The sequence below is a fragment of the Alloalcanivorax mobilis genome (assembly GCF_002864685.1).
Classification (GTDB): Bacteria; Pseudomonadota; Gammaproteobacteria; order Pseudomonadales; family Alcanivoracaceae; genus Alloalcanivorax; species Alloalcanivorax mobilis.
The window spans coordinates 46,206-57,941 of record NZ_NMQZ01000039.1 but is presented as its reverse complement, the minus strand read 5'-3'; the positions used below and the strand labels follow the sequence as shown (position 1 = coordinate 57,941).

Below are 11,736 nucleotides of genomic sequence, written 5' to 3'. Positions count from 1 at the left end.
ATCGCCTTTTCGGTTTTCTCCGGGTCGGTGTAGCCGTCGAACGGGGTTTCCTCGGAGATCTCGCCGAGCATCAGGCCGGATTCGCCTTTGCCCACTTTGATCATGAACCCTTTGTCGTCGCGCACCGGGTGGTCCGCTTCCTTGTCGTATTTGACGATCGCGTAGCTGACCGGGGAGAAGCCCACGGTGTTGTCGAAGTTGAACACATTGGTGAACGCTACGTTGCCTTCCGACGAGGCGTACAGCTCGACAACGCGCTCAATGCCAAAGCGCTCCTTGAACTGCTTCCAGATGCTCGGGCGCAGACCGTTGCCAACGATGGTGTGCACCGGGTTGTTGGCGTCGTCGGCTTTGCCCGGCTGCTCATGCAGATAGCGGCACAGCTCGCCCACATAGCCGAAGGCGGTGCAGTTGTAGCGGCGGGTGTCGTCCCAGAACCGGCTGGCGGAAAAACGGCGGGCGATGGCCAGGCCGCCGTTGCCGGCGATCACCGAGGCCCAGCAGATCACCATGCCGGTGGCGTGGTAGAACGGCAGGGTGCAGTAGAGGCGGTCGTCTTTGTTGAGACGCACGGCGGAGTAGCCGAAGGCGCCGAAGGCCTTTTGCCAGCGGCCGTGATTGAACACCACCGCCTTGGGCAGGCCGGTGGTGCCGGACGGATAAATGTAGAACAACGGGTCGCGCAGGAACGTTTGGGCGGTGCTGGCCGGGTTCTCGCTGGAGCAATCCTTGATCTCGGTGGCCAGGTTCTTGTAACCCTCGGGGGCGCTGCCCGGATCGGTGAGGGTGTCCTGGTCGGCGACGTAGAAGAAGTTGTCCTTGAGATCCAGGTCGTCGCGCACTTCTTTGATGGCGTCGACCAACTCTTCGCCGATGATCGCCGCCTTGGGCGCCACCAGGTTAAAGCTGTGGGTCAGGACTTTGCCGCGCTGGGAGGTATTGAGCATGGCGGCGCACACGCCCAGCTTGGCGCAGGCCAGGGCGCTGACCAGCAACTCGGGCCGGTTTTCCACGTTCAGCGCCACGGTGTCGCCTTTTTTCAAGCCGATCGAGGCCAGGTAGTCGGCGATGCGGTTGGCCCAGGCGTTGAACTGTTTGTAGGTCAGTTCGGTGTTTTCGTAGAGCACCGCCACCCCGTTGGGGTTGGCACGGGTGGCATTTTCGAACTCCACGCCCAGGCCCAGTGGCTTCGAGGTGTCGGTGATCTTGCTCATCTTCGAGCCTTTGATCAGGCCGGGCAGATTACCAATCACTTCGGGAACCTTGGACAAAAGCTTGGGCAACGTAATCACGTCTGCGTTGCTCATGGGATCTCCGTTGTCTGTGTTCTTGGAATGCCCGGTTGAGGCCGGGAGCATCAGTGTGTAAACATCAAAAAAGGGCTGATTCTTGCACCGATCCGCCGCGCCGGATTCACGCTTTGCACAGCATGAAACGAGAGCAAACAGCGGGCCGCGCCAGGCTCGGGAAAGCGCGCTTACCTTACCGTTCACCCCCGGGGCCGGCAAGCAAACCGCCCGCCGTTGCGCGACCGACCGGTCGCGTAACCGTGGCCATTGGCCGGCCTGCCCGGGCGCCCATTCACTGTCGCGGTTCAGCCACCACAACCTGCTATTGAATCACAATCTGGCACGGTTGTGCTTGGGCTGAAAAGCCGCCGTCATTGTCTTTTGAAGACAATTACTCCCGCGCGGCAATGGTGACCAGAATCTGTTGCCGTTTGACCTGATCACCGGCGGCGGCGTTCACGGCGTCCACCTGGCCATCGCAATCCGCTTTCAGGGCATGCTCCATTTTCATCGCTTCGATCACCGCCAGGGTGTCGCCGCGGACCACGCTTTGGCCGACCCGCGCCAGCACCTCGATGACGGCGCCATCCATGGGCGCGCGCAGCAGGCCGGAGCCGGCGCCGTTGAGCGCGTTGGGGGCGCGATGGGTGCGCGCCTGGAAGCCGGCCCGGTGATCGCCGTCCTGCAGCCACAGGGTGTCGCCGCGACGGCACCAGGGGTAACGGCGGCGCACGCCGTTCACCTCGGCGACCAGGGTGTCCTGATCGCAGGCGAGCAGACGCACATCCAGATCTTCAACGCGCTGGCCTTGCAGATGCACGGTGCGCTCCTGATCGCCGCTGGCCAGCACCACCGGTTGCGTGCCCAGCGCGCTGCTGTGCCAGCCGTCGCCGGCGTGGCGTTGCAGCAACGCCGCCAGGGCCCACAGGTGGTCCGCCACCGGCGCCTCGGCGAGCGCCGGGCTGCCGGCGAATTCGCTGCCGATAAAGGCGGTGGTGGCGCGCCCGGCGGCGAATTCCGGGTGGCGAAGAATCGCCGCCAGGAAACGGCGGTTGTCGTCCAGGCCCAGCAGCACGGTGTCTTCCACGGCGCGAATCAGCCGCCGCCGGGCTTCGTCGCGGCTGTCGCCGAAGGCGATGATCTTGGCCAGCATCGGGTCGTAATGGCTGCCGATTTCGGCGCCCGCCACCAGGCCATGGTCCACGCGCACGCCGGCGCCGCTGGCCGGTCGCCAATCCAGCACCGGGCCGGTCTGCGGCAAATAACCCCGGGCCGGGTCTTCGGCGTACAGCCGCACCTCGATGGCGTGGCCGGTCAGGGCGACCTGCTCCTGGGTCAGCGGCAGCGGCTCGCCGGCGGCCACTTTAAGTTGCCAGGCGACCAGATCCTGGCCGGTAACCAACTCGGTGACCGGATGTTCCACCTGCAGGCGGGTGTTCATTTCCAGGAAGAAGAATTCGCCGTCTTCGCCGAGCAGGAATTCCACCGTGCCCGCGCCTACGTAATGGCAGGCGCGGGCGGCGTTGACCGCCGCTTCGCCCATGCGCGCGCGCAGGGCTTCATCCACGGCGGGAGAGGGCGCCTCCTCGACCACCTTCTGGTGGCGGCGCTGCACCGAGCAATCGCGCTCGCCCAGGTGAATCACGTTGCCCAGGGTGTCACCGAACACCTGGATTTCCACATGGCGGGGTCGCGTCACCGCGCGTTCCAGGATCAATTCATCGTTGCCGAAGCTGCTTTTCGCTTCCTGGCGCGCGCTTTTCAGTTGCGCGGCGATCTGGTCGGCGTCGTCGACCACCCGCATACCCCGGCCGCCGCCGCCGGCGCTGGCCTTGATCATCAGTGGCAGACCGATGCGCCGCGCTTCCCGGATCAGGGTGTCGTCGCTCTGGTCTTCGCCCTGATAGCCGGGCACGCACGGCACGCCGGCGTCCTGCATGGCGATCTTGGACAGCCGTTTGGAGCCCATCAGGCGAATCGCCGCCGCTGGCGGGCCGATGAACAGCACGCCGGCGCCGGCACAGGCCTCGGCGAAGTCCGCGTTTTCCGACAAAAAGCCATAGCCGGGATGCACCGCGTCGGCGCCGGTGCGACGGCAGGCGTCCAGCAGCGCGTCAATGTTCAGGTACGACCGCGCCGACGGCGGCGCGCCGATGCAGACCGCCTCGTCGGCCAGTTGCACGTGGCGGGCGAGGGCGTCGGCCTGGGAATAGACCGCCACGGTGCGGTAGCCCAAAGCCCGGGCGGAGGCGATCACCCGGCAGGCGATTTCACCGCGGTTGGCGATGAGGATTTTTTCGAAGCTCATTGGGGTTCCTTGTAGTCCGCGGTTTGCCGTTGGTTCTGTTCGCGCTTCGCTGGCCCCCTCTCCCTGTCCCTCCCCCTCGAGGGGGGAGGGGACCCGGTAGAGAGTCTGGCTGGTGATCAAGCGTGGCCGACTCCACCATGCTTCCCTGGAGCGTTCCCTCTCCCCCCGCGGGAGAGGGACAGGGAGAGGGGGCGCGCTACTCGCTCCAACCCGGCGCCCGTTTCTGCACGAACGCCAGGGTGCCTTCCTGGCCTTCCTCGCCGTTCACCGCGGTGGCGAAGTCGGCGGCGGCGCGGTCGAGAAGCTGTTCCATCGGCACCTGGTCCACATCCAGCACCAGTGCCTTGGTGGCGCGGTTGGCGCCGGGGGCGCAGCGCCGCACCTGTGCTAGCAGCTCCTGGATTTTGTTGTCCAGCTGTTCGGCGGAGTCGGCCACTTCGTGGACCACGCCCAACGCCAGGGCCCGATGGCCATCGAAGCGGGCGCCGGTGAGCGCCAGCCGGCGCGCCTGGGTGAGGCCCACCCGTTGCACCACGAACGGCGCGATCTGCGCGGGAATCACGCCGAGCCCGGTCTCGGGCAGCGCGAAGCGCGCGTCACCGGCGGCCAGCGCCACGTCGGACACGCACGCCAGGCCGAAGCCGCCGCCCATCACCGCCCCTTCCAAGACGCAGATCAGCACCGCCGGTAACCGATTGGCGCGGCTGATCATTTCGCCAAAGCGCCGATTCAGGCTGAAAAAGGCATCGTTCTCGCCCTCGGTGGCTTTCTGCCGCGCACCGGCCATGTCCTTGATGTCGCCACCGGCGCAGAAATGCCCGCCGGCGCCGCGCAGCACCAACGCCCGCACGGTGGCGTCGCCCTCCACGGCGGCAAACACGCCCATCAGCTCTTCCACCATGGTCAGGCTCATGGCATTGCGCGCCTCGGGCCGGTTGAGGGTGACGTGGAGGGTGCCGTTGTCGCGGTTCAGGGTGATCGTTTCGGTTTGCGGAAGCGTCATAGCTTTGACTCACTCGAATGGCGAGTTGAAAGTTACAGGTTAAAAGTTGCAAGGGCGGCTTCGTCGCAAAGCTGGCGTGCTCGTTTACGGAGCCGCCTTTAACTTTTAACTTTAAACTGTCAACTCTTATTTTTTCTTACCCGGCAACATATCCATGGTCTTACAAATAATGCCGAGCATGATTTCGTCGGCGCCGCCGCCGATGGAGCCGAGGCGGCCGTCGCGGTAGAGCTGGCTGGCCGGGTTGTCCCACATAAAACCGTTGCCGCCCCAATACTGCATGCAGCCGTCGGCGACCTCGCGGGACAGGCGCCCGGCTTTGAGCTTGGCCATCGACGCTAGGCGCAGCACGTCGCCGCCGTTGATGTAGGTTTCGCAGGCCTGCCACACCAGAGCGCGCAGCAGTTCCACTTCGGTTTGCAGTTCGGCGAGACGGAAGTGCACCGCCTGATTATCGAGCAACGGCATGCCAAACACCTGCCGCTCGCGGGCGTACTCAATGGTCGCGGCGATCACCTTTTCACAGCCCTTGATGGAGTTGGCGGCGCCCCACAGGCGCTCTTCCTGGAACTGCATCATCTGCATCATGAAGCCCATGCCTTCCTGGCCGATCAGGTTGCTTCGCGGCACCCGCACGTTGTCGAAAAACACCTGGGCGGTTTCCGAGCTGCGCATGCCCAGCTTATTGAGCGGCTTGTCCACGGTGATGCCAGCGGTATCGCCGGGCACCACGATCAAGGACTTATTGACGTGCGGCTTGTCTTCGGAGGTGTTGGCGAGAAGGCAAAAGAAATCGGCGCTGGGGGAATTGGTGATCCACATCTTGGTGCCGTTGATCACGTAGTCATCGCCGTCCTTGCGGGCGCTGGTCTTGATTTGCGCCACATCGGAGCCGGCCTGGGGTTCGGACACCGCGATCGCCGCCACCATGTCGCCGGCAATGGCCGGCGCGAGATAGTCGCGTTTCAAGGCATCGGAGCCAAAACGCGCCAGCGCCGGCGTGGCCATGTCGGTTTGCACGCCGATCGACAGCGGCACACCACCGCAATGGGCGGCGCCAATTTCCTCGGCGACAATCAGGCCGTAGGAATAATCCAGCCCCATGCCGCCGTACTCCTCGGGTTTGGTCACCCCGAGCAAACCCAGATCGCCCATCTTCTTGAACACCTCATGGATCGGAAACCGGCCCGCCGCCTCCCACTCCGGCACATAAGGGTTCACTTCTTTGTCGATAAAATTGCGCACCGTACGGCGCAGCTCTTCGTGTTCCTGGGTAAACAGCATGGGGCGCTCCTGGGTGTTAGTATTCGTTAAAACGGGTTCATTGTTTTCCGGCGGGTTAAAAGTTAAAAGTTAAAAGGCGCGCTCCGTGGTCGGCATTGGTAGAGATTTTCGGCGGAGCCGCCCTTTCAACTTTTAACTTTTAACTTTCAACCGCATTAAAACCTCGCCACCCCGAACGTATTCGGATGCAGCTGTTTGTCGTCCGCCTGCCGGCAAATATCCAACACGTACGCCAGCACTTTGCGGGTGTCGCGGGGGTCGATGATGCCGTCGTCCCAGAGGCGGGCGGTGCCGTAGAGCGCGGTGGATTGCGCGTCCAGTTTCTGGGCGGTGCTTTGCTGCAGCATGTCGAGCACTTTTTCGTCGGGTTCCAGGCCGTTGGCGCGCTGTTTGGCTTCGGCGACGATACGCAGCACCGTGCCGGCCTGCTGGCCGCCCATCACCGCCACCCGGGAATTGGGCCAGGCGAAAATAAAGCGCGGGTCCAGGCCGCGACCACACATGGCGTAGTTGCCGGCGCCGTAGGAACCGCCCACCAGAATCGAAATCTTCGGCACGCGCGCGTTGGCCACCGCCTGAATCATTTTCGAGCCGTGTTTGATCACGCCGTTGTGTTCCGGATCGGTGCCGACCAGAAAGCCGGTGGTGTTGTGCAGAAACAGCAGCGGCCGGCGGGTCTGGTCGCAAAGCTGAATAAACTGGGCGGCCTTGGCGGCGCCGCGCGGGGTAATCGGGCCGTTGTTGCCGAGCACGCCCACGGGCTGGCCTTCAATGCTGATCCAGCCGCACACGGTGGCGGCGTCCCAATCGTTCTTGAAATCGAGAAAGTCAGAAGCGTCGGCGATGCGCGCCAGAAGTTCGCGCACATCGTAGGGTGTCTTGGTGTCCGCGGGCACGATGCCCAGCAGTTCCTGCGCGTCGTGGCGGGGGGGCTGCCAGTCACCGCGCCGCCGGTCGCGGGCGCTGTCTTGCCAGCCCAGTTTGGCGACGATATCGCGGGCATGGCGAATGCCATCGGCGTCGTTCTCGGCGATGTATTCGGCGGTGCCGGCGACGCCGGCGTGCATCTCGGCGCCGCCCAGGTCCTCGTCGCTGGCGATTTCGCCGGTGGCGGCCTTGAGCAGCGGCGGCCCGGCGAGAAACATCTTCGCCCGGTTGCGCACCATTACCACGTAGTCGGACAAGCCGGGCTGGTAGGCGCCGCCGGCGGTGGCGTTGCCGTGCACCACGGTGATCTGCGGGATGCCGGCGGCGGACAGCCGCGCCTGGTTGGCGAAGGTGCGCGCGCCTTCCACGAACACCTCCGCCGCGTAATTGAGGTTGGCGCCGCCGGATTCCACCAGGCTCACCACCGGCAGTTTGTTTTCCAGGGCGATGCGTTGCAGGCGCAGGGTTTTGTTCAGCCCGGAGGGCGTTACCGTGCCGCCCTTGATGGCGGAATTGGACGCCGACACCAGACAGCGCACGCCACTTACATAGCCGATGCCGGCGATCACGCCGCCGCCGGCTTCGGTGCCGTCGCGGTCGTCGTGCATCTTATAGCCGCCCAGATTCATCAGGGTCAGAAACGGCGACCCCGGGTCCAGCAGCCGGGCGACCCGCTCATGGGGCAGAAGCTGGCCGCGTTTTTCAAACTTTTCCCGTTTGCTTTCGGCGGTGTCCAGCACTTGCTGCTCGATGGCGCGGAACTGCGCCACCGCCTCCAGCAGGGCCTGGCGGTTCTGAGCGTACGCCTCGCTTTGCGTGTCGAGGCTGGATTCGATCACGGGCATTACAGATCCTTGAAAATGTCCGGAACGATGGCGCGGTGAAAGCCATCGTAGGGTTGGCTGTTGGTGTGCTCGGCGAGCGGGAAGATCGACATATTGCCCTGGCTGGCGGCGCCGTCGATGCGCAGCGTGTCGCCACTGATAAAAGCGGCGCCCTCGCTGAGCAGAAAGCAGATCGCCGAGGACACTTCCGATTCCAGGCCCATGCGCTTGAGCGGCACCGCCGCTTTCAGGGTTTTCAGGGTTTGCTTGAAACCCTCCGGGTAGGTGTCCATGCCCGATGAGGCGATCCAGCCCGGCGCCACCGCGTTCACGCGCACGCCACACTGGGCCCACTCGAAGGCGGCGGTCTGGGTAAAATTGACCATGCCGGCGCGGGCGGCGCCGGAGTGGCCCATGCCGGGCATGCCGCCCCACATGTCGGCGACGATATTGACGATGGCGCCGCCGTGCTCGTTCATGCCCTGGGTAAAGACTTCGCGGGCCATCAGAAAACCGCCGGTGAGGTTGGTGCGCACCACCGTTTCCCAGCCCTTCTGATTGATCGCTGCCAGCGGCGCGGGGAATTGGCCGCCGGCGTTGTTGACCAGCCCGTGCACGCGGCCGGTTTGCTGATAGATGGCGGCCACGGTGTCGCGTACGGCTTCCTCATCGCGGATGTCGCAGGCGAAGCACAGGGCTTCGCGCCCGGTGTCCTCAAGCAGTTCAGCGGCCACGGTCTGCAGTTTTTCCGCCTTGCGGCCGATCAGCACCAGCCGGGCGCCCAGTGCCGCCAGTTCGTGGGCGGTGCACCGGCCAATGCCGGACCCGCCGCCGGTGACGATCACGGTTTTATCGGCGAACAGATTGGGGTGAAAGACGGAGCGGTAGGGCATGGGGGCAAGGTCCTCTATACGATTATGGATGGTTGGCCGGACGCCGGACGCCGGACGCTCGACGCTTAACCCGGTGCTGAGATTATCGGCGTGTTTCCTAACACGCTGCAGAAAACACGCCGGGCCTTTCCGCCACGGGTTGAAGCGTCCGGCGTCCGGCGTCCAGCGTCCGGCCCCTCATCGCACGCTCTCCGCGATCTCCGCGCTCACCGGCACCGGAAAATCCAACAACTGCTGGGCGAAGGCTTTGCCTTGCGGGTCGATGCGCAGGCTGGCGATGCCGCCGCCGCCGAGGGCGTTTTTGAGCAGGAAATTGAAGGCGTTGAAGCCGGGCATTTCCCAGCGTTGCACGGCGCTGGCGGGGTGGTTGAGCACATGTTCCATGTAGTCAGCCACGGCCTGCTCGGTGAGCGCGGCGCGCAAGTAGGGCAGGTAGCGGGCGTGGCGCGCGATGACCCCGATATTGGCGTGGTCGCCCTTGTCGCCGGAGCGCGCCCAGGCCAGTTTCACCAACGGCACCTCGACCTCGCCGGTGGCGGTTTCCGTGCCGTTGGTGTCGGGCAGGGTGGCCGGGTCGAGCGCTTCGCCGGCGGGGATCGGCACCTCGCGGCGCTCGCCATTGAGGTCCACGCTGGCGGTGACGGCGGTTTTCGGCACCAGGGTCGAGAACAGGCGAATACGCGGCATCGGCTTGGGCCGCCCGCCGACCAGGCCGGAGAGCCCCGGCGCCATGCCGGTGGCGGCCTGGGCGATCTCCCGGGCAAACAGCCCCAGCGCTTTGCGGTCGTCGTGCAAGGCGGCGATTTTCACCACCACCTCGCGGGTGTCGCCGCGCCGGCCGTTGGCGCCGTAGGTGGTTTCGGTGCCGAGAATTTCGATGTTCACCTCGCGGAACGGCGCCAGGCCCATTTGTTGGAACAGGCCGCCGACTTTTTTGACAATGGCGTCAGCCACCACGCGGGCTTTATCCGGCGCGTCGATGCCGGCCATCAGAAACGAGGCGGTGATGCGCTGGCCATCCGGCCAGGTGGCGGACACTTTATAGGTGTCGGTGGGCGGCCGCCCGCAAGCGCCGCTGACCCGCACCCGGTTGTCGCCGGCCTGCTCCAGGGTCACGCCGGTAAAATCGCACACCACGTCGGGCAGAATGTAGGCGCGTGGATCACCAATCTCATAGACGATCTGCTCGCCCACCGTGGCGGTGGTGATCAGGCCGCCGGTGCCCTCTGGCTTGGCGATCACGAAGCTGCCGTCGGCGTGGCACTCGGCGATGGGAAAACCCATGTTGTGAAAATCCGGCACCAGGCGCCAGTCGGTGAAATTGCCGCCGTTGCACTGGGCGCCGCATTCAATCACATGGCCGGCCAGAGAGCCCTGGGCAAGCTTGTCGTAATCGTCCACCGACCAGTTGAACTCGTGCATCAGCGGGCCCAATGCCAGCACCGAATCGGCGATGCGGCCGGTGAGCACCAGATCGGCGCCGTCGTCCAGCGCCTGCTTGATCGGCAGGGCGCCGAGGTAGGCGTTCATGGTCACGGTCATCGGCGGCATCGGCTCGCCGCTGTCCAGCTCCCGGCATTCGGCGAACTCGCCCCGGCGCGGGTTCAGATCGTCGCCTTCCACCAGGGCGATGTTCATCTCCACGCCAGCCTCCGCGAAGGCCTTTTGCAGGGCCTCCCGGCAGGCATGGGGATTGACGCCCCCGGCGTTGCTGATCACCTTGATGCGCTTCTCTTTGATCTCTTTCGCCAGCGGCGCCATCACCTGGGTCACGAAATCGTGGGCGTACCCCGCCGCCGGGTCCTTCATCCGCGCACCGGCCATGATCGACAACGTCACCTCGGCCAGATAGTCGAACACCAGATAATCAATGTCGGCCTGACGCACCAACTGAAAAGCAGCGGAGTTGGTGTCACCCCAGAAACCGGCGGCGCAGCCGATGCGGACGGGTTCGGTCATGCGGATGTCCTGATTGCGATGAGTAAAGGTGTTCAGTAAGCTACCAAGCAAGCGCTTGGTTTGTAAAGGGATGGCTTCGCCAGTTGAACGTTAAAAGTTAAAAGTTAAAACGCGGGCGGGGCCCACACGACGGTAAGGCCGTGCCCGCGCCAAGGGAGCCCTCGCGGCGGCCTTCCACGGCCGCAGGCCGCGGGAAAGCCCCTCGGCGACCACCCTTCAACTTTTAACCTTTAACTTTCAACGGGCTCTTGACCGGCACGGCGGCTCAGCCAGACGGCCTCGGCCCAGAGCTTGTAGCCGCGACTTCCCTGTTCCCTTCATAATGCGCCCGATCAAAGGAGACCCCCATGCCCGAAACCGCCGCCATCCATGGCATTGACAATTCCCCCCGTGGGCGCTTGCTGAGTGCCGCGGCGCATCTGTTCCGGGACAAGGGGTTTGACCGCACCACGGTGCGGGATATCGCCGCGGCGGTGGGCATCCAGAGCGGTTCGATTTTCCACCATTTCAAAACCAAGGAAGACATCCTCTACGCGGTGATGGAAGAGGTGATCCGCTTTAATACCGAGCGTTTGCGCCAGGCGGTGGCGACGGGTGCCACGCCGTTGCAGCGGTTGCGTAATCTGGTGCACGCGGAGTTGACCGCGACCGTAGGCGACACCCGTGAGGCGATGGTGGTGATGGTCACCGAGTGGCGCTGTCTAGGCGAGGACAAGCAGCGCCGGGCGCTGGCGTTGCGCGATATCTATGAGCGCCTGTGGCTGGATGTGCTCGGCGACCTGCGCGAGCAGGGCGCGTTTCGCGCCGACCCCTTTATTATGCGGCGCCTGCTTACCGGCATGATCGGCTGGGCGCCGAACTGGTTTGACCGCAACCGCAGCCTCTCGGTGGAGGATCTGACCGACATCGTGCTGGCGCGGGTGGTGGGTGAAGAGGAGCACAGCCGATGATCGGCAATGGCATCGCCTGGGGCGAGCGCGGCCACACCATTATTGAAGAGGGCGAACTGGATCGCGCCACCCTGCAGTTGCGGGTCGACCATTATCTGGTCGCCGCGCCGGATGGCCGGCCATTGCCGGGCCGGTTCACGACGTTACAGGCGGCCAAGATGTTCATTGAGACCCGGGAGCAGGGGGCGGGATAAAGGGAACAGGCCGGTTGCCGCTGCCCGCCGCCCAATTTATGACCGAACGGTGCCCTTCCGGCAAAAAAGCCGTTGACACCCCGAGCGCAATCCCTAAAATGGCGC

General features: G+C 64.7%; 9 protein-coding genes. 2 read left to right on the top strand and 7 right to left on the bottom strand.

Features of this window, described 5'->3' with window-relative positions:
• The 7 genes from CGS25_RS15780 to CGS25_RS15750 all read right to left on the bottom strand — a co-directional run.
• A partial coding sequence (locus CGS25_RS15780) for an AMP-binding protein (RefSeq protein WP_101676048.1) occupies nucleotides 1–1,307 on the bottom strand: 1,307 nt, incomplete at its 3' end.
• Nucleotides 1,308–1,680: 373 nt separating this feature from the next.
• The gene (locus CGS25_RS15775) at nucleotides 1,681–3,597 is read right to left on the bottom strand and encodes an acetyl/propionyl/methylcrotonyl-CoA carboxylase subunit alpha (protein WP_101676047.1); all 1,917 of its coding nucleotides are present in this window, start codon (nucleotides 3,595–3,597) and stop codon (nucleotides 1,681–1,683) included.
• Between the two features lie 196 nt (nucleotides 3,598–3,793).
• Nucleotides 3,794–4,600: an enoyl-CoA hydratase/isomerase family protein gene (locus CGS25_RS15770; RefSeq protein ID WP_101676046.1), complete on the bottom strand. Its 807-nt coding sequence runs from the start codon at nucleotides 4,598–4,600 to the stop codon at nucleotides 3,794–3,796.
• A gap of 126 nt (nucleotides 4,601–4,726) precedes the next feature.
• Nucleotides 4,727–5,884, bottom strand: a complete 1,158-nt coding sequence (locus CGS25_RS15765) for an acyl-CoA dehydrogenase family protein (RefSeq protein ID WP_101676045.1) — start codon at nucleotides 5,882–5,884, stop codon at nucleotides 4,727–4,729.
• Between the two features lie 155 nt (nucleotides 5,885–6,039).
• Nucleotides 6,040–7,656, bottom strand: coding sequence for an acyl-CoA carboxylase subunit beta (locus tag CGS25_RS15760; RefSeq protein ID WP_101676044.1), 1,617 nt, complete (start codon nucleotides 7,654–7,656; stop codon nucleotides 6,040–6,042).
• A complete protein-coding gene (locus CGS25_RS15755) occupies nucleotides 7,656–8,528 on the bottom strand; it encodes an SDR family oxidoreductase (protein WP_101676043.1) in 873 nt (290 codons plus the stop codon). The genes CGS25_RS15760 and CGS25_RS15755 overlap by 1 nt, the downstream gene beginning before the upstream one ends.
• Before the next feature lie 177 nt (nucleotides 8,529–8,705).
• The gene (locus CGS25_RS15750) at nucleotides 8,706–10,487 is read right to left on the bottom strand and encodes an acyclic terpene utilization AtuA family protein (protein ID WP_101676042.1); all 1,782 of its coding nucleotides are present in this window, start codon (nucleotides 10,485–10,487) and stop codon (nucleotides 8,706–8,708) included.
• 347 nt (nucleotides 10,488–10,834) lie between these two features.
• Here CGS25_RS15750 and CGS25_RS15745 point away from each other — a divergent pair, with 347 nt between their 5' ends.
• Together CGS25_RS15745 and CGS25_RS15740 are read left to right on the top strand one after the other, a co-directional pair.
• Nucleotides 10,835–11,437 (top strand): TetR/AcrR family transcriptional regulator, encoded by a 603-nt coding sequence (locus tag CGS25_RS15745; RefSeq protein ID WP_101676041.1) that lies wholly within the window; start codon nucleotides 10,835–10,837, stop codon nucleotides 11,435–11,437.
• Nucleotides 11,434–11,631 (top strand): hypothetical protein, encoded by a 198-nt coding sequence (locus tag CGS25_RS15740; RefSeq protein WP_101676040.1) that lies wholly within the window; start codon nucleotides 11,434–11,436, stop codon nucleotides 11,629–11,631. The genes CGS25_RS15745 and CGS25_RS15740 overlap by 4 nt, the downstream gene beginning before the upstream one ends.
• Nucleotides 11,632–11,736 lie beyond the last annotated feature (105 nt).

Excerpts from the sequence above, each read along its gene's own strand:
- CGS25_RS15770 (WP_101676046.1), bottom strand. The coding sequence starts at position 4,600 with ATGACGCTTCCGCAAACCGAAACGATCACCCTGAACCGCGACAACGGC.
- CGS25_RS15775 (WP_101676047.1), bottom strand. The coding sequence starts at position 3,597 with ATGAGCTTCGAAAAAATCCTCATCGCCAACCGCGGTGAAATCGCCTGC.
- CGS25_RS15740 (WP_101676040.1), top strand. The coding sequence starts at position 11,434 with ATGATCGGCAATGGCATCGCCTGGGGCGAGCGCGGCCACACCATTATT.
- CGS25_RS15755 (WP_101676043.1), bottom strand. The coding sequence starts at position 8,528 with ATGCCCTACCGCTCCGTCTTTCACCCCAATCTGTTCGCCGATAAAACC.
- CGS25_RS15760 (WP_101676044.1), bottom strand. The coding sequence starts at position 7,656 with ATGCCCGTGATCGAATCCAGCCTCGACACGCAAAGCGAGGCGTACGCT.
- CGS25_RS15765 (WP_101676045.1), bottom strand. The coding sequence starts at position 5,884 with ATGCTGTTTACCCAGGAACACGAAGAGCTGCGCCGTACGGTGCGCAAT.
- CGS25_RS15745 (WP_101676041.1), top strand. The coding sequence starts at position 10,835 with ATGCCCGAAACCGCCGCCATCCATGGCATTGACAATTCCCCCCGTGGG.
- CGS25_RS15750 (WP_101676042.1), bottom strand. The coding sequence starts at position 10,487 with ATGACCGAACCCGTCCGCATCGGCTGCGCCGCCGGTTTCTGGGGTGAC.